This is a genomic window from Mycobacterium kyogaense (genome assembly GCF_036946525.1).
In the GTDB taxonomy this organism is placed as follows: Bacteria; Actinomycetota; Actinomycetes; order Mycobacteriales; family Mycobacteriaceae; genus Mycobacterium; species Mycobacterium kyogaense_A.
The window spans coordinates 56,882-73,242 of record NZ_JAQIIY010000015.1 but is presented as its reverse complement, the minus strand read 5'-3'; the positions used below and the strand labels follow the sequence as shown (position 1 = coordinate 73,242).

Below are 16,361 nucleotides of genomic sequence, written 5' to 3'. Positions count from 1 at the left end.
CCGGTGCCCACCGCCGTGTTTGGTTCGTGATCAGGGCGGGCACCTCTGCCTCGCGCGGTAAGCTGCGGCTCATCGCAGCGGCGCGGAAAGGTGACGACAATGGCACTCGATGACGACGACATCACCACAGAATCCGGTGGCGAGGGGCCCGCTGACGGCGGCTCGAATCCCGGTGGTCACGACGGCGGCGCTGACGGCACCGCGGGTGGCGAAGGTCCGGCCGACGGCGGCTCGAACCCGGGCGGTCACGACGGCGGCGCTGACGGCACCGCGGGTGGCGAAGGTCCGGCTGACGGCGGCTCGAACCCGGGCGGTCACGACGGCGGCGCGGACGGCACCGCGTAGGACGTTTGCGTGCTGACTCGCTGCGTAGCAGTCGACACCGACGTCTTCGCGGCGCAGTACTGGGGTCGACGACCTCTTCTGAGTCGGTCCGACGCGCTACCCCGTGACTTCACCGACCTGCTGTCTCCGGCAGCGGTCGACGAGCTGATCTCCAGTCGCGGGGTACGCGCGCCGTTCCTTCGCATGGCCAAGGAAGGCTCCCTGCTCGCGCGGGAGTGTTACGTCGACGCCGCCGGTTTCGGCGCCGAAATGCCCGATCAGGTCGATTCCGCGCGGGTGCTCGGGCAACTCGCGGCCGGCGCCACGTTGGTTCTGCAGGGATTACACCGGCTGTGGCCCCCGTTGATCGACTTCGTCCGCGATGCCGTCGACGATCTCGGGCATCCCGTGCAAGCCAACGCGTACATCACTCCGCCCGGCAACCGCGGCTTCGACGCTCACTACGACGTGCACGATGTGTTCGTCCTGCAGGTCAGTGGCGCCAAACGCTGGATCGTCCACGAGCCCGTTCACTCCGATCCGCTGCCCAGTCAGCCCTGGACCGACCACCGCGACGCGATCGCCGCGCGTGTCACCGACGCCCCGGTGATCGACACGACGCTGACCGCGGGGGACGCGCTGTACCTGCCACGGGGCTGGCTGCACTCGGCGATCTCCGAAGACGCCACGTCGATCCACCTGACGATCGGGGTGTCGGCCATCACGGGCGTCGACGTGCTGAGGGCTCTGGTAGACACCCTGGCCGACACGGCTGAATTCCGCGCGTCGCTTCCGATGGGTCTCGACCCAGCCGATGCCGCCGAGACCGCCGCGCTGGCCGCCAAGGTCTTGGCCGTGCTCACGGCCACCGTCGGTGACCGCAGTGAAGAACTCAGCGACGGTGTCGCCGCCCGGTTGGCGCGCCGTCACGCCGACCGGACCCGACCAGTGTCCGTCGCTCCGCTGGCGACGCTCGACGCGTTACGCGGTGCGGACAGCGCGCGGGTGCAGTGGCGCCGCGGGCTGTGGGCCACGCTCGCCGAAGCCGGCGGGCGGGTCCGGCTCCAGCTTCCCGATCGCACGATCTCGTTCCCCGCCTTCTGCCGACCGGCGCTGGAAGCCGTGCTCTCGGGAACCGTTCTCGATGCGACCACGCTGCCCGGACTCGATGCCCACGACGCAGCGGTGCTGTTGCGCAGACTCCTGCGCGAAGCCGTCGTCGTCGCAGTTCTGGGTGACGGCGTTCTGGGTGACGGCGCCGGCTGACTCGATGGCCCCAGCCAAACGCGTGCCATGCAGCGATCAGTCGGTGCTGCGCGGCGATCCCATGTACGGCACGGCGAGCGCCGGCCATGCCTGGGCCCTGCTGGAGCTCAGCGGGGGGTGGGGGCCGTCCGCGTTCCTCAACTCGCCGTCGATCATCGACCCCGAACTCGGCCGCGCCGTCGCCCGTCGTTTCGAGGCGGCCGGTATGCGCGTCGCGGCGATCCGTCGGCCGGGACGCCGGGTGTCTCCGCCGCGGTGGCGCTGGTATCTGGGTTTCTCGGACGAGGGCGCCGAAGCGCTCTTCCAGGGTGAGGTGGCCGACCCGAGCGGCTACCTGGATATTGCGCTCGACGGTGGCGACGGGACCCGCTGCGCCGAGCCCGTCGTCGCCGTGTGCGCGCACGGCCGACACGACCAGTGCTGTGCCGTGCGCGGCCGAGGTGCGGTCGCGGCGATCGCCGCCCGGTATCCGGAAATCACGTGGGAGTGTTCGCATCTCGGGGGAGACCGGTTCGCGGCGACGATGCTGGTGCTGCCCGAGGGCCTGTGCTACGGCCGCATCGACGCCACTGACGCCGCCGGTCTCATCGACCGGTACTTCGCCGGCACCCTGGACAACCGGTTCTTGCGTGGCCGCACGTCACTTCCGCACGCCGTACAGGCCGCACAGTACTTCGCCCGAGACGAGTTCGGCGAAGAGCGCATTCACGCGCTCTCGCCACTGTCGGTCGACCATCGTGACGCCTCCATCCGAGTGGTGCTCGACGGGGCAGCCGGGCAGATCGACGTGGTGTTGATGGAGCACCTGTCCGAGCCGTTGATCTCGATGTGCCGGGCAACGGTCGCCGGTCGGGTCCGCACATTCTCGCTGGGGTCGATCAGCATGATCAGCTCGCAGTGACGCGCGCCTGAATTCTGTAAACGCGTATACACTGATCATGACGCGCCCCATCGTTTTGGTTCAGACTCAGCAGCCCGTGAGACGCAGCGCTCGTTGACCAGCGATCGGGAGTTGATATGTCGTCCATTCCGTCCATACCGGACCCTGCCGAGACGCCGTCGTCCCCGCCGGCTCCGTGCATCGTCACCGATTCCTGGCACGACACGGTGGTCGTCATCCGTTGCGTCGGCGACCTCGACATGCTGACCATCGGCGCACTCGACCGCCAGATCGACACAGCTCTGAAGAAGAAGCCGTCGGCGATGATCATCGATCTCAGTGCGGTGGACTTCCTGGCCTCGGTCGGGATGGGGTTGCTGGTCGACGCGCACGATCGATGCGGCGACGCAACGCAATTCACGGTGGTTGCCGACGGGCCGGCGACCAGCAGGCCGATGCGGATGATCGGTTTGGCTGACCTGTTCGCGCTGCACGCCACTCTCGAGGACGCGTTCGACGCCGTCAAGCGCTGAGCGGCTCCGCGAAAGCGCTTGACGCGCAGATCAATTGGTCGTGATACCGCAGTGACCTGCTACCGCGTTCGCGGTAGCAGGTCACTGGTCTGTCAACTGGCCTTCTCGCGGATGGTCGACAGAGCGCGTGCGAGCAGTCGAGACACGTGCATCTGAGACACCCCGATCTCGTCGGCGATCTGCGATTGCGTCTTGTTGTCGAAGAACCGCATCTTCAACACGAGGCGGTCCCGTTCCGGCAGGGCCGCGATGAGCGGACGCACGGTGTGAATGTCAACGACCTTCTGCAGGTTGGGATCTGGCGCACCAAGGGTTTCGATCATCGTCAACCCGTCACCCTCGGAGGTGATCTCCTGCTCCGTCGAGCGGGTGGAGTACGCATCGGCAGCGATCAGACCCTCGATGACCTGTTCGCGTTCGAGTCCGAGATACTCGGCCAACTCGCTGGGTGAGGGCGCTCGATTGAGCTGCTGGGTCAGCTCTGCCCGCGCGTTCTTGAGACGAATGTTGAGTTCCTTGAGCCGACGCGGGACCTTCAACGCCCACCCGTGGTCGCGAAAGTAGCGGCGCACTTCGCCCATCATCGTGGGCACGGCGAATGCGAGGAAGTCGTCGGCGGTGTCGATGTCGAAACGGTTCACCGCATTGAGCAGCCCGACGCGGGCCACCTGGACCAGATCGTCGTGGTTTTCGCCGCGCCCGCGAAATCGGCGGGCGATGTGGTCGGCCAGCGGGAGGCAACGCTCGATGATGGCCTCACGGCGGCGTTCCCAGCCTGCAGAGCCCTCGTCGAGGAGGGCCAGTTCTCGGAACATGTCGGCGACGTCGGCGTAACCGCCGGAATTGGTTCTACGACTCTGGGTAATGGGCTTTTCAAGAGTAGGCATGAGAAACCACGCCTTTCGTTCATGACGGGACGCGTCCGGTGTCCGGGGACGTCGAGACAACTCGCTGGCTTCTTCAGGCGAGCTGGGAACGTTGGGAGACCGGCGTCAGGTCTTACGGACCGCCGGCAAGCGATTGGCATGGGACCAACAGATCACGCCGGTTTCTCGACATGCGCTTACTGCGGTTAGATATGTCGCCGCTGTGCCAGGTTGCTTCCGGCTTGTTGTTGCCGCGGTGACATCACACGTTTAGCACGTACGTACGACAATACGGCGCGAGAAGCGAAGTGCAAGCCCATTCCTCTGAGAATGTCTGCCAAAGAGGCTCCGGCGCAGATCAGGCGGTCTGTGAGGATTTAGTGTTCGCCGACACCGGCCTCGATGACACGGTGGGCGATGTCGACGAGCTTGGTGTTGCTCTCCTGCGACAGCCGGCGCAGCAGCTCGAACGCCCGGACAGCGTCGATGCCGAAGCGTTCCATCAGAACGCCCTTGGCCTGGCCGATCAGGTCGCGGCTGGCCAGGGCGTTGCGGAACTGTTGCTCACGGCGCAACAGGTTCCAGGTCACGGTGGTGTGCGCCGCGAAGATCATCGCCTGCTCGAGTGATTCTCCGTCGAACACGCCGGGGGAGGGGGCGTAGAGGTTGAGCGCGGCCAGCCGGTTGCCGTCGTTGTGCAGACGCACCGAGAGGACGGACCGCACCGGGGTCCGCTCGATCGCGCTGCGCTGATATCGGGGCCAGCGGGTATCGGCCGTCAGATCGTCGATCTGAAGGACGTCGTCGTCCCACGCTGCCGACAGACAGGGCCCCTCCCGGTGCTCGTTCTGGATCTCGTCGAGAAGCGTGGCGTAAACGTCAGTGGCACCCAACGTGGTGACCGCGCGATCGGCGTCGACCAGAGACAGGCCGGCTGCGTGGGCACCGGGCACCCCGGCGACGGTGACCGCATTGACCTCGGTCAGCACGGAATCGACGTCGCCGACGCTGCGGCGCTGCACGTCGTCGATGCGCTGCAGCAATTCGTGGATCTGCTGTCGATCCGGCGACAGCTCGATGTCACCACCGTCGGTGCCGGACAGGGTGCTCCTTTCGTCGCTCATCCCACGTGCATACCCGTCGGCAACGGCCATCGGACACCCCGGCAGGTAAGCACTTCGTTTGGCGGCGCACCGTCCGGAACACGAAGCGGCGCTCAGCCGACCGTGTCGTGGGGAGCGACAGTGAACCTCAGCCCGTCGTCGGTCTCCTCGGGCTCGACCGGCGTCTCGCGCCCGCACACCGGGCAGGTCACCGCTTGGGCTGCGGGTTGGTCGTCCGGCGCATACCGCCCGGTTCCTTCGCACACGCTCATGGCGTGCGGGCTACCCGTTCAGGCGTCAGGCATGTGTGCCCGACGTCGCCTTCGCCACGATGTCGGCTGCCCCGACCGGCCTGCCGAACAGATAACCCTGGCCGATGTCGCAGGCGTGATGGCGCAGCCACTGGGCGGTCTGTTCGTCCTCGATCCCTTCGGCGACCACGGTGATCCCCAGGTCATGCGTCAGGTCGATCACCGCGCGGACCACAGCAGCCGCCCGGGCGTCGGTGGTGACCGGCGCGACGAAGTGACGATCGAGCTTCACCTCGTCGATCGGCAGATCACGCAGGTACGACAGTGACGAGTAGCCGCTGCCGAAGTCGTCGATCGCCACGCGGATGCCGCGGGCGCGCAGCCGCCCCAACACCGCGGTGACCGTCGTCATGTCACTGAGCACCACGTCCTCGGTGATCTCCACGGTCAGCAGATCGGCGTCCAGCCCTCGTTTGTCCAACGCATCGCAGAACAGTTCTGGGAGATCGGCCTCGTGCAGGCAGGGGGCGAACAGGTTGACCGCGACCGGCATACTCAGCCCCTTCGCACACCAGCGCGCGGCGTCGTCGAGGGCGAGGTCCACCACGATCCGGGTCACCCGCTGGATCAGCCCGCGCTCGCGAACCAGGCCGATGAACGCGTCGGGCAACAGTGTGCCCAACCGGGGATGTGGCCACCGCAGCAAGGCCTCCACCCCGACCATCTCGCCGGTCGCCAGAGAGATCTTCGGCTGGTAGACGGCCCCGAGCCCGTTGTGGTCGATGGCGTTGCGTAATTCGCCCAACAGCTGCAGCTCTGCGGCGCCACCCGTGCCCTGACGCCGCTCGGCCAGCTGTTCTGCCAGGTCACCGTCGGCGGCCAGCATGTCGGCGGTGAAGGTGTGCACGTCACGCGACCGGGCGCGTTTTGCCGCCTGCATGGCGATGACTGCACGTCGGTGCATGGTGTCGGGCACCAGATCAGGTTCACTCATGGACGCGACCGTGACTCCGATGCTGGGCCGGAGCAGGATGTCCTGCCCGTCGACACCGAACGGCACGTCGAACGCGGCGCTGACCTTCTGGGCCACCTCGTCGGACGCGTCGTAGGGCCCCTCGAGGAGGATCGCGAACTCGTCGCCGGCGATACGGGCCACAGTGTCACCGGGGCGCACCGTGTCCGACAGCCGGCGGCCTACGTCTACGAGCAACTTGTCGGCGGCATCGTGGCCGAGGTTCTCGTTGATCAGGCGGAAATCGTCGAGGTCGAGCGCGAGAACGGCAACGGAGCGGTCGATGCGCGCCCGCAGCATCATGGCGTGGGCCAGCCGCTCACCGAACATCGTCGGATTCGCCAGTCCGGTCAGCGGATCCTGCAGCGCGTGGTCCGCGGCGGCTTGCACCAGCCTGCGGTTCTCCCATGCCGAGACGGCTTGGCGCACACAGACCGATGCCATCAGAGCCGGGACCAGGAATCTCTCGAGGCCGTTCAAGAGGACGGCCGGCCCGATCGTCCCAGCCAGCAGGAGCGGAAGGAACGGCAGCCACACAGATGCTTTCGATGGCGACGGCAGTCCGGGCGCGCGAGGGGTCGGCCCTGCGCTGCTGATCACCGCCGCCGCGGCGAACAGTGCCGCTGCCCACGCCCACGCCGCATCGATCAGGTCGCCGGACCGGTAGGTGTCTTGGGCCACCATGCCCGCGTAGGCGCTGTCGGCGATCGCCATCACCGTGATGGCCCCGGTGAGCAGGCTGATCGCGACACGTTGACCGCCGGTGGAGCGCAGCAGCGTCACCACGGCGATGGTCAGCATCACGATGTCGGCGGCCGGGTAGAGGAAAGCGGCGACGACGGCGACCCGGTCGTCGCGGTACGCGTCGTAGACGTCGTGCAGCACCAGGATCCACGCCAGGAGGAACAGGCACAGGGTGACGGTGATGCTGTCGAGCACGATGCGCAGGTGTGACTGCCGCATGGGTTCGGCGACGAACTGGGTCATCGCGACGGTGGCCAGAGCAGCGAACACGAGATAGAAGGCGTCGGCGACGGAGGGGACCGGCACGTCCTGGCGCAGGATAACCTCGTAGACGAACCAGGTCGCATCTCCCGCGGTCCAGGCGAACAGAGCCGCAGCCATCAAGCCCCACGCGCGTCGAAGCCGTCCGAACGAGAATCGTGCGGCGAATCCCGTGCACGCGGTGGCATAAGCCAGCAGCGCCAGGTTGATCACATCGTCGGCGACGCGTACACCCGGTGCAGCCCGCCCCACGACGAGGAGCGCCGTGAGGACGAGAACCCCCGCCACCGGCGCGATGACCAGCGCGATCACCCGCCGGGGGTACCGGCCCATGTCCACAACGCTCCCATACCGCCTACTATTGCCCGCTCGACGTGCTTTGTCAGCAAATAGCGAAGGGCCGAACTCGGGTTGTGACGCTAGCGCACGTCGTCGCGGAGGTCGGGGGCGGCGCGCGGGGCACGAAGCGGAGCCGGGTGGATGCCGATTTCTTGTGCCTTCACGACGAAGAAGACGTCCTGCCCGGGCTCCAGACCCAGATCCAGCACCGCCGCGGGTGTGACATCGGCGGCGAGCCCGGGGCTGCCGTCGGGCAGATCGGCGCCCCGGATGCGGACCGCATCGCCGCGCAGCACCACGTCGGCGATGGTGGTCGGGATGACGTTGCGCGGGCTGGCTCGCGGAGGTTCGGCATGGACGGCGACCGCCGCCGGGGAGAACAGCGCGACGGCGGCGACCCCGGGCTGCGCGTCGCCGGTGCCTGCGAGTTCGAGTCCCCATGGCGTGCGCAGCGTTCCTCGGCCGGCGGCCCTGCCGGACACCAGGTTCACTCCCGCGATGCTGGCCGCGAAATCGCTGCGCGGAGCGGTCAGCACCGATCGCACAGCTCCGCGTTCGACGACACGACCGCCCTCGATGACCACCGCGGTGTCCGCGATAGCGAGCGCGTCGAGGACGTCGTGCGTGACGATCAGCGCGCTGCGGGATTCCTGTCGGAGCAGATCGCGCACCGTTCGTCGCAACGCCGCCGCTGCGCCGACATCCAGGGCCGCGAAAGGCTCGTCGAGCAGCAGGACTCGTGGTTCGGCAGCCAGCGCCCGCGCCAGCGCGACGCGTTGAGCCTGCCCGCCCGACAGCTGAGAAGGCCGGCGCTCGGCCAGGTGACCGGCGTCCACGGCGTCGAGCCAGTGGCGCGCCCGATCGGCTGCGGCCCGGCGGGACAGGCCGCGACACCGCGGCGCGTAGCCGACGTTGGCGGCCACGCTCAGATGCGGGAACAGCAGGGGCCGCTGGTCCAGCAGTGCGACCCCGCGCCGGTGCGCCGGCACGAAGACGCCCGCCTGCACGTCGGTGACGACGTGGTCGCCGATACGCACGTGGCCGGTGTCGAGCCGGACGAGACCGGCGATGGCCTGCATGACTGTGGATTTGCCCACGCCGTTCGGTCCGAGCACCGCCATCGCCTCGCCATCGGCGACCGCGATCTCGAGGTCGATTCCGCGCTGCGCGAGTGCCAGGCGGGCGTCCACACCGCTCATGGGAGGGACCCCGCTGATCGTCGCCCTGCCGTGACCACCACGATCACCGCCGCGACCGCGATGAGCAGAAGAGAGAGCGCCACCGCGGCGTCAGCGTCGGTCTCGCGCTGCAGGTAGATCTCCAGTGGAAGCGTCCTCGTCACTCCCTGCAGCGAGCCCGCGAACGTCAACGTCGCGCCGAACTCGCCCAACGATCTGGCGAATGCGAGCACCGCGCCTGAAACCAGACCCGGCAACACCAGCGGAATCGTCACGGTGCGCAGCGCCGTGGTGGGGCCGGCGCCCAGTGTGGCGGCCACCTGCTCGTAGCCCTGCCCGGCGGTGCGCAATGCGCCTTCGAGGCTGAGGACCAGAAACGGCAGCGAGACGAAGGTCTGTGCCAGCACCACCGCCGTGGTGGAGAACGCCACCCGCAGCCCGAGCACCTCGAGCTGATGGCCCAGCAGGCCCTGCCGGCCGAAGGTGTAGAGCAGCGCCAGTCCACCAACCACGGGCGGCAGCACCAGCGGCAGCAGGATCAGCGCGCGCACCACCGATCGACCGGGCAGGTGGCTGCGGGCCAGTGCGAGGGCCATCGGCGCGCCCAGCAGCACACACAGCGCAGTACTCGCCGCGGCGGTCTTGATGCTCAACAGCAGTGCAGCACGGGCGGATTCGGAGGTGATCAGGGGAATGAAGTGTGCCCAGTCGACCCGCGCGACGATCGCGAGCAGCGGAACGATCAGGAACGCGGCGCCGAGCAGTGCCGGGAAATAGATCCAGCCGGGGAGTCCGACGGGAACCGCACCTCCGGCCCGCCGCCGTCCGGTCACGGTGCCGCGAAGCCGGCCGCCGCCAACGTCTCACGCCCACGCGGACCGGTCACCAGATCCACGAATTGTTGTGCCGCCGAGCTGTTCTGCGCGCTGTTCAGCACCGCGATGGGATAGGTGTTGACAGCGCGAGAGGATTCGGGGAACGCGATGGCGTCGACCTTCGCGCCGGCGGAGCGTGCGTCGGTGGTGTAGACGAGTCCCGCGTCGGCCTGCCCCGAGGTGACCTTGCCGAGCACGTCGGTGACCGAGGATTCTTCGCTCACCGGGGTCAGCGTCACCCCGGTGATCTTCTCCAGCCGTTCGGCGGCTGCGCCGCACGGAACCTGCGGCGCGCACACGACCACCTGTGTTCCGCTGCGGGCGAGATCGGCGAAAGAGCCTATGCGCGAGGGATTCCCGGGTGGCGTCACGATCGTCAGATGGTTGGCCGCGAAATTCACGGGCTTGCCGGACACCAATCCGGCGGACTCGGCCTTGGTCATGTTGGTGGTGTCGGCCGAGGCGAACACGTCCGCCGTCGCCCCCTGGGTCAGCTGGGTCACCAGATCGGACGAGCCGGCGAAGCTGAACGTCACGGTGGTGCCGGGATGATCCTTTTCGAATGCCGTCCCCAGTTCGGTGAACACCGCCTTGAGGGAGGCAGCGGCGAACACGGTGATGCCCGTGTTCGTGGGGGGTGACGAGCAGCCGGCGACGGCCATCGCCGTCACGACCAGCGCGGCCGCCAGGACTCTTCTCATCGTTCCCCTGCCGTCTCGACGATCACCGTGGTGGCCTTCACCGCCGCGACGGCGACGACGCCCGGCTCCAGTCCCAGCTGGGTGACCGATTCCGTGCTCATCAGCGACACCACCGTGAACGGTCCGCACTGCAGTTGAACCTCGCTCATCACCCGGTCGGAGGTCACCTTGGTCACCAACCCGACGAAGCGGTTGCGTGCCGAGCTGGCCACACCGAACGGATCGGGGGGCGGAGTGGAGTGCCGGACGGCGAAGTCGGCGAGGTCGGCACCCGAGATCACCTTGCGCCCGGCGTCGTCCGACGTCGCGGCCAACGCGCCGCTGTCGATCCACCGGCGCACCGTGTCATCGCTGACGCCGAGCAACGTCGCGGCCTCTTTGATCCGGATCGCCGGCACGTGACTGCCTTTCGCAGATACGGACAGAGTGGCAGCATTGAACCACATCTGCGGATCGATGGCTCCATAGCCTCCGCAGAAGCTACTCGTCGTCGAGCACCGAGAACGGCTCGGTGGGGGTCTCGACAACGGCCAACTGCGCCGCCGACTCCGACGGCACGACCCTGCGGGCCAGGGCATGGAGCGCCCGCTCCGTGCCGACGTCCTGGCCGGCGCGTTCGGACAGCAGCCAGCGCACCTCGAGCAGATCGCAATACGCCTGTATCGGAGTACCGGTCCGTCCGACGGCGGCGTGCGCCCGGTGCATCGTCGGTGTCGCCACTTCCATCACCCAGAGTTGTCCTGCGGTGCGCTCGTCGACGTCGTGGCCGACCTCTCGGCACAGCTGGCCCTGGTAGGCGTGCAGATCACCGAGCAGGATGCGAGCCTGCCCCTCGCCGACGTCCAGGCCGGTGAGCCGCTGCAGCTGCGTGGCGTGATAGCGACGGTCACCCACGGCGACGTGCAGGCGCAGCTCGTCGGCGCCAGAGCTGACCGGTTGCAGGGACACCTCGTCGACCGCGAAGCCGAGCTCGTTGAGCTTGCGGATCGTGCCTTCCACCCGGTACCGGTCGGCGAAACCGAATGTCGGTGCGGCATGCAGCAATTCCCACAACTGCTCGTACCGCTCGCGGATCGCGAGTGCTTCGGCGATGAAGCCCGCCTGCAGCTCCGGTCGATCCAGCCGGGCGGCGACATCGAGCAGACCCGCGGCCACGTTCTCGACCGTGATGTCGATGTCCTGCATGCGCTGACCGTTCGACAGGCTCGAATGGACCTCGCTGGTCTCGGCGTCGACCAGGAACGCCTGCAGCACCTGTCCGTCGCGGGAGAACAGCGTGTTGGCCAGCGAGCAGTCACCCCAGAACACGCCGTGGCGGTGCAGCTCCACCAGCAGGGTGGCCATCGCGTCGAACAGCCGGGCCCGGTGTTTGGGTGCATCGGGCGGCAGACGCATGAACATCCTGCGGTACTGCCACGAACCGGTGAGGTAGCGGGTCAGCAGGATTGCGGTGTCGAAATCGGGTTGGAACACCAGCCCTGCGGGTCGGACAGCGTTGAGCCCCATGTCTTCCAACGTGCGCAGCACGTCGTATTCACGGCGCGCGATCCGCGGGGGCAATTCCTTCAGTGCCCACAGCTCACCGTCACACTCGACGAACCGGACCAGGTGCCGGCTGGGCCCCACCGGTAGATCGCGCAGCGGGACCTCCGGCGCGGCCCAGTCCGCCAGCGGCCGCTCCCACGGCAGCACGAGCAGCTCCGGGCAGGGAGCGCGCAGCCGCAGCTCAGGAGCGGCCATGGCCGGATTCGCTCGTCGGCTCAGCCGGCGGACGCCGCGTGCCGGCCACTGGATTGGCTTGCCCGCGTGAGGTTCTCGCCGCTCTGCGGATCGAACAGGTGCAGTCGTTCGGCGTCCAGCCACAGCGTGGCCTTGTCGCCGATGCGGACCCGGCTCAGCGGATCGAGTTCCACACACAGCTGGGTGCGCAGCTGCTCGCTGTCGAGGTCCTTGGCCAACTCCGCCAGCTGGTCCTTGATCTCGGGCGTCGCGTCGAAGGGCACGAAGGCGTACTGCTCATTGCCCAGCCACTCGACCATGTCGACCGTGACGTCGAACGTGACGCCGCGCGAACGCTTGTCGTCGTCGACGAACTCGGCGTCTTCGAACGCGCCCGGTCGAATCCCGGCGATGTAGAGCGTGCCGTCAGAAACCGCACCGCGCCATTCGTCGCGCAGCGGGATCGTCACGAACGGCAGCTCGAGCTGATCGCCGCGCACCCGCGCGGGCACGAAGTTCATCGGCGGGGAGCCGATGAAGCCGGCGACGAAGAGGTTCACCGGCTGGTCGTAGAGCTCACGCGGGCTGGCGACCTGCTGCAGCACACCCTTTTTCAGCACTGCAACCCGGTCGCCGAGCGTCATGGCCTCGGTCTGGTCGTGAGTGACGTAGACCGTCGTGACACCGAGTTTGCGCTGCAGACGCAGGATCTCGGTACGCATCTGGCCGCGCAGCTTCGCGTCGAGGTTCGACAGCGGCTCGTCGAACAGGAACGCATCGGCTTCCCTGACGATCGCCCGGCCCATCGCGACGCGCTGGCGCTGACCACCGGAGAGGTTCGCCGGCTTGCGGTCCAGGTGCTCGCCCAGTTCCAACGTCTTGGCAGCCTCATCCACCCGCTTGCGGATCTCGTCGTCGGACAGCTTGCCCGACAGCCGCAGCGGGAACGCGATGTTCTCGAACACGGTCAGATGCGGGTAGAGCGCGTAGTTCTGGAACACCATCGACAGGTTGCGATCTCGCGGCGCCTTGTCGTTGACCCGCTTGTCACCGATCATCATGTCGCCCGAGGAGATGTCCTCGAGTCCGACGATCATCCGCAACAGCGTGGACTTCCCGCACCCCGAGGGGCCGACCAGGATCATGAACTCGCCGTCGGCGATGTCGAGACTGACGTCGTTGACGGCCGGATAACCGTCGCCGTACTTCTTGACGATGTTGCGCATCGTGATTGCTGCCATGGGGTTATCCCTTCACTGCTCCGGATGTCAGGCCGGCGACGATGCGCCGCTGGAAGATGAGAACGAGGATGACGACGGGGATCGTGACGATCACCGACGCGGCCATGATGTAGGGGACCGGCGACTCGAAGTACGAGGCACCCTGGAAGAACGCCAGCGCCGCCGGCACCGTGCGGGCGCTGTCGGTCGAGGTCAGCGAGATCGCGAACAGGAAGTCGTTCCAGCAGAAGAAGAACGTCAGGATCGCGGTGGTGAAGACGCCCGGCGCGGCCAGCGGCACGATCACCTTGCGGAACGCCTGCCACTGGGTGGCGCCGTCCACCTGCGCGGCGTGTTCCATCTCCCAGGGAATCTGGCGGAAGAACGCCGACATCGTCCAGATGGACAGCGGCAGAGCGAACGTCAGGTACGGGATGATCAGACCGAGCCACGTGTCGTAGATGCCCAGCCCGCGCCACATGTCGAACAGCGGACCGACCAGCGCAGCCTGCGGGAACATCGCGATGCCCAGGGCCAGCGACAGCAGCACCTTCTTGCCGGGGAACTCCAGGCGCGCAATGGCATACGCGGCGAACATCGCGATGATCACCGAGATCACCGTTGCGATGATCGCGATGCCGATCGAGTTGATCAGCGCCCGCGTGAACAGCTCGTTGCTGAAGATCTGCGCGAAATTGTCCAGCGTGAACGTGCTCGGCAGGAATGACGGCTTGCCCGAGACGATGTCGGACGGCGGTTTGAACGCCAGGCTGATCATCCAGAGCATCGGCACGAAGCTGTAGATGACGATGACGATGCCGGCGATCGTCCACCATTTGGTGCTCTTGGTCACTGGTCACCCCTGACTTGCGACAGGTCGGTTTTGAAGACCTTGATGAAGATCCACGCGATCGCCACCACGGACAGGAACAGCAGCACCGAAACCGCCGACCCCATACCGAGATTCACCAGCGTCACGTTCTGCCGGTAAGCCAGGAAGGAGATGGTCTCGGTGTTGTTGGCGCCGGCGGTCATCACGTACGGGTTGTCGAAGATCCGCCACGCATCGAGAGTGCGGAACAGCAGCGCCACCATGATCGCCGCTTTCATGTTGGGCAGCGTCACCTTCCACAGACGCTGCCATGCGGTGGCGCCGTCGACCTTCGCAGCCTCCTGCATGTCCTCGGGTACCTGCACCAGCCCCGCGAGCAGCAGCAGCGAGATGAACGGCGTCGTCTTCCAGATCTCCGACAGGCAGATGACGAAGATGGCCGACCAGCGGTCGCCGAACCAGTCGAAATCCGTGAGGTTCAACCACTGGTTGACAAAGCCCGAGTCGATCGCGAACGCATAGCGCCAGATGAACGCCGAGACCACGGTGACGATGCCGTAGGGGATCAGGATCGCGGTGCGCAGCGGCCCGCGCCCCCGCACGATGCGCAGCATGACGAACGCGAACCAGAAGCCCAGCACGAGTTCGACTGCGACCGTGACGACGGTGATCGCGAGCGTGGTGACGAAGTCGTTCCACCACACCGGGTCTGTGAGGATCACCCCGTAGTTGGACAGGCCGACGAAGCTGCGACCTTCCGGGTCGGTCAGTCGGAAGTTGTAGAGCGACAACACCAGTGCGTACCCGAGCGGGTAGGCGGTGACCAGGAGCATGACGATGTAGGACGGCAAGGTCAGGTAGAGGCCGAGCCGACGTTCACCTTTGGCGCGCTCGCTGACCGACGGTTGGCCCGGCTCTTTCTGCAGCGGCGGATCGTGGAGCGTCGTCACAGCAGGCGCCTGCCCGCGAGCACGTCAGCCATGAATTGGTCTGTCCTTTCCGGGGTGTCGGCATTCACCGAGGCCGGCGGATGCCATGTCTGCTGGATCGCGCCGGAGATGTCGGTGTAGAAGGGGGTCGGTGGCCGAGGGCCGCCGTCGCCGATCGATTCGCGGATCAGGTCGGCGTTGGCGTACTCCTCGCGGATCTTCGGATCGTCATACGACGCGGCGTACGGCGACGGCTCGCTCTCGTCGAGCATGTACTTGGTGGCCTTCGGTTCGGCGTTGATGCACTCGACCAGAGCCACCGCCTGATCGGGATGCTTGGTGTAGGCGCCGACGCCGAGGTTGGCACCCCCCAGCGGCGGGGCGCTGGGCTTGTCGGCCGCCACCCGCGGGTAGCGGGCCCAGCCGATGTCATCGACGACAGACTGGGCGAGCGTGCCCTCCTCGGCGGCGCTGCGCGCCGCGGCCAGCACGTAGGGCCAGTTCACCATGAACATGCCCTGATCGGACTGGAAGTTGGCGCGTGCCTGTTCCTCCGAGGCGTTCGACAGATCGGTGGGGGCGGCGGGGGAGCGTCCGAGTGTGCCGACGATCTCGGCAGCCTTCTCGCCGGCCGGGCTGGCCAGCGACGGCTTGGCGTTGCGGCCGGCCTCCACGTCCTCGAGTAGGGCGCCGCCGCCGGAGAGCACCAGCGCATTGATCAACACGGTGTAGCCCTCGTAGCGCTGCGCCTGAACGGCGACCTTTTTCTGTTGTCCGACAGCCGCTTTGATCATCTCGTCCCACGTGAACGAGGGGCTCGTCGGGTCGACGCCGGCTGCGGCAGCCGCCGATTTGCGGTACCAAAGCAGCTGGGCGTTGGACTTGTAGGGCGCGCCGAAGAGTTTGTCCTCCCACATCCCGGTCTTCACCGGGGCGGGCAGCATCCCCGCGGTCAGCCGCTGCGTCTCCTCGGGCGTGTAGGGCCGCAGGAAATTTGCGTTGGCGAACTCCGCGGTGAACACGACGTCCATGCTGACCAGATCGATCGAGGTGTCCCCGGCGGCGAGGCGGCGCACCATCTGCTCCCGCTGCGCGGTCGCCGTCGAGGGCAGGGATTCGATGCGCACGCGGTAGGCGCCGCCCGAGGCGGCTTCGCACTCCTGGGCGCGCGCGGCAGAGCCGCCGTTGTCGGGAAGGATGTACCACGTCAGGGTCGGAGGCCCACCGTCGCTGCCGCATCCGGACAACAGCGTGGCGGCGAGCAGAGGCGCGCTTGCCAGCGCGATTGCCCGACGTCGTCGCCCGCGGGCGAACTGAATTCGTTTCAT

General features: G+C 67.3%; 17 protein-coding genes. 4 read left to right on the top strand and 13 right to left on the bottom strand.

Annotated elements, in window-relative coordinates; genetic code table 11:
* The first annotated feature begins 99 nt into the window (after nt 1-99).
* From PGN37_RS13395 to PGN37_RS13380, 4 genes are all read left to right on the top strand, one after another.
* Nucleotides 100-345, top strand: a complete 246-nt coding sequence (locus PGN37_RS13395; protein WP_048423115.1) for a hypothetical protein — start codon at nt 100-102, stop codon at nt 343-345.
* Nucleotides 346-354: 9 nt separating this feature from the next.
* Nucleotides 355-1,590, top strand: a complete 1,236-nt coding sequence (locus PGN37_RS13390) for a cupin domain-containing protein (protein ID WP_335331516.1) — start codon at nt 355-357, stop codon at nt 1,588-1,590.
* A 4-nt stretch (nt 1,591-1,594) separates the two neighbouring features.
* Nucleotides 1,595-2,491: a sucrase ferredoxin gene (locus PGN37_RS13385; protein ID WP_335331515.1), complete on the top strand. Its 897-nt coding sequence runs from the start codon at nt 1,595-1,597 to the stop codon at nt 2,489-2,491.
* 116 nt (nt 2,492-2,607) lie between these two features.
* A complete protein-coding gene (locus PGN37_RS13380) occupies nt 2,608-3,003 on the top strand; it encodes an STAS domain-containing protein (RefSeq protein ID WP_335331514.1) in 396 nt (131 codons plus the stop codon).
* Between the two features lie 92 nt (nt 3,004-3,095).
* Here the strand turns inward: PGN37_RS13380 and PGN37_RS13375 are convergent, their stop codons facing one another.
* The 13 genes from PGN37_RS13375 to PGN37_RS13315 form a co-directional block, all read right to left on the bottom strand.
* The gene (locus PGN37_RS13375; protein WP_335331513.1) at nt 3,096-3,890 is read right to left on the bottom strand and encodes a SigB/SigF/SigG family RNA polymerase sigma factor; all 795 of its coding nucleotides are present in this window, start codon (nt 3,888-3,890) and stop codon (nt 3,096-3,098) included.
* Between the two features lie 356 nt (nt 3,891-4,246).
* Complete coding sequence (locus PGN37_RS13370) at nt 4,247-4,993, bottom strand: GAF and ANTAR domain-containing protein (protein WP_335331512.1); 747 nt, start codon at nt 4,991-4,993, stop codon at nt 4,247-4,249.
* 92 nt (nt 4,994-5,085) lie between these two features.
* Complete coding sequence (locus PGN37_RS13365) at nt 5,086-5,244, bottom strand: hypothetical protein (protein WP_335331511.1); 159 nt, start codon at nt 5,242-5,244, stop codon at nt 5,086-5,088.
* A gap of 25 nt (nt 5,245-5,269) precedes the next feature.
* The gene (locus tag PGN37_RS13360) at nt 5,270-7,573 is read right to left on the bottom strand and encodes a putative bifunctional diguanylate cyclase/phosphodiesterase (RefSeq protein ID WP_335331510.1); all 2,304 of its coding nucleotides are present in this window, start codon (nt 7,571-7,573) and stop codon (nt 5,270-5,272) included.
* A gap of 86 nt (nt 7,574-7,659) precedes the next feature.
* Nucleotides 7,660-8,778, bottom strand: a complete 1,119-nt coding sequence (locus tag PGN37_RS13355; RefSeq protein WP_335331509.1) for a sulfate/molybdate ABC transporter ATP-binding protein — start codon at nt 8,776-8,778, stop codon at nt 7,660-7,662.
* The gene (locus PGN37_RS13350) at nt 8,775-9,590 is read right to left on the bottom strand and encodes an ABC transporter permease (RefSeq protein WP_335331508.1); all 816 of its coding nucleotides are present in this window, start codon (nt 9,588-9,590) and stop codon (nt 8,775-8,777) included. Before PGN37_RS13350 ends, PGN37_RS13355 begins: the two co-directional genes overlap by 4 nt.
* Nucleotides 9,587-10,333: a molybdate ABC transporter substrate-binding protein gene (gene modA, locus PGN37_RS13345; RefSeq protein ID WP_335331507.1), complete on the bottom strand. Its 747-nt coding sequence runs from the start codon at nt 10,331-10,333 to the stop codon at nt 9,587-9,589. The genes PGN37_RS13350 and modA overlap by 4 nt, the downstream gene beginning before the upstream one ends.
* Nucleotides 10,330-10,731: a TOBE domain-containing protein gene (locus PGN37_RS13340; RefSeq protein WP_335331506.1), complete on the bottom strand. Its 402-nt coding sequence runs from the start codon at nt 10,729-10,731 to the stop codon at nt 10,330-10,332. The genes modA and PGN37_RS13340 overlap by 4 nt, the downstream gene beginning before the upstream one ends.
* Before the next feature lie 82 nt (nt 10,732-10,813).
* Complete coding sequence (locus tag PGN37_RS13335) at nt 10,814-12,073, bottom strand: DUF4032 domain-containing protein (RefSeq protein ID WP_335331505.1); 1,260 nt, start codon at nt 12,071-12,073, stop codon at nt 10,814-10,816.
* 20 nt (nt 12,074-12,093) lie between these two features.
* Complete coding sequence (locus PGN37_RS13330) at nt 12,094-13,293, bottom strand: ABC transporter ATP-binding protein (RefSeq protein ID WP_335331504.1); 1,200 nt, start codon at nt 13,291-13,293, stop codon at nt 12,094-12,096.
* A gap of 4 nt (nt 13,294-13,297) precedes the next feature.
* Nucleotides 13,298-14,125 carry a carbohydrate ABC transporter permease gene (locus PGN37_RS13325; RefSeq protein WP_335331503.1) on the bottom strand — a complete coding sequence of 276 codons (828 nt, stop codon included), beginning with the start codon at nt 14,123-14,125 and terminating at the stop codon, nt 13,298-13,300.
* The gene (locus tag PGN37_RS13320; protein ID WP_335331502.1) at nt 14,122-15,054 is read right to left on the bottom strand and encodes a carbohydrate ABC transporter permease; all 933 of its coding nucleotides are present in this window, start codon (nt 15,052-15,054) and stop codon (nt 14,122-14,124) included. Before PGN37_RS13320 ends, PGN37_RS13325 begins: the two co-directional genes overlap by 4 nt.
* Entirely contained in the window at nt 15,051-16,361 is a 1,311-nt protein-coding gene (locus tag PGN37_RS13315; RefSeq protein WP_335331501.1) for an extracellular solute-binding protein, read from the bottom strand. The genes PGN37_RS13320 and PGN37_RS13315 overlap by 4 nt, the downstream gene beginning before the upstream one ends.

Coding starts and splice junctions, on each gene's coding strand:
- PGN37_RS13330 (WP_335331504.1), bottom strand. CDS start 13,293: ATGGCAGCAATCACGATGCGCAACATCGTCAAGAAGTACGGCGACGGT.
- PGN37_RS13385 (WP_335331515.1), top strand. CDS start 1,595: ATGGCCCCAGCCAAACGCGTGCCATGCAGCGATCAGTCGGTGCTGCGC.
- modA (WP_335331507.1), bottom strand. CDS start 10,333: ATGAGAAGAGTCCTGGCGGCCGCGCTGGTCGTGACGGCGATGGCCGTC.
- PGN37_RS13370 (WP_335331512.1), bottom strand. CDS start 4,993: ATGAGCGACGAAAGGAGCACCCTGTCCGGCACCGACGGTGGTGACATC.
- PGN37_RS13365 (WP_335331511.1), bottom strand. CDS start 5,244: ATGAGCGTGTGCGAAGGAACCGGGCGGTATGCGCCGGACGACCAACCC.
- PGN37_RS13355 (WP_335331509.1), bottom strand. CDS start 8,778: ATGAGCGGTGTGGACGCCCGCCTGGCACTCGCGCAGCGCGGAATCGAC.
- PGN37_RS13395 (WP_048423115.1), top strand. CDS start 100: ATGGCACTCGATGACGACGACATCACCACAGAATCCGGTGGCGAGGGG.
- PGN37_RS13380 (WP_335331514.1), top strand. CDS start 2,608: ATGTCGTCCATTCCGTCCATACCGGACCCTGCCGAGACGCCGTCGTCC.
- PGN37_RS13315 (WP_335331501.1), bottom strand. CDS start 16,361: ATGAAACGAATTCAGTTCGCCCGCGGGCGACGACGTCGGGCAATCGCG.
- PGN37_RS13375 (WP_335331513.1), bottom strand. CDS start 3,890: ATGCCTACTCTTGAAAAGCCCATTACCCAGAGTCGTAGAACCAATTCC.
- PGN37_RS13360 (WP_335331510.1), bottom strand. CDS start 7,573: ATGGGCCGGTACCCCCGGCGGGTGATCGCGCTGGTCATCGCGCCGGTG.
- PGN37_RS13335 (WP_335331505.1), bottom strand. CDS start 12,073: ATGGCCGCTCCTGAGCTGCGGCTGCGCGCTCCCTGCCCGGAGCTGCTC.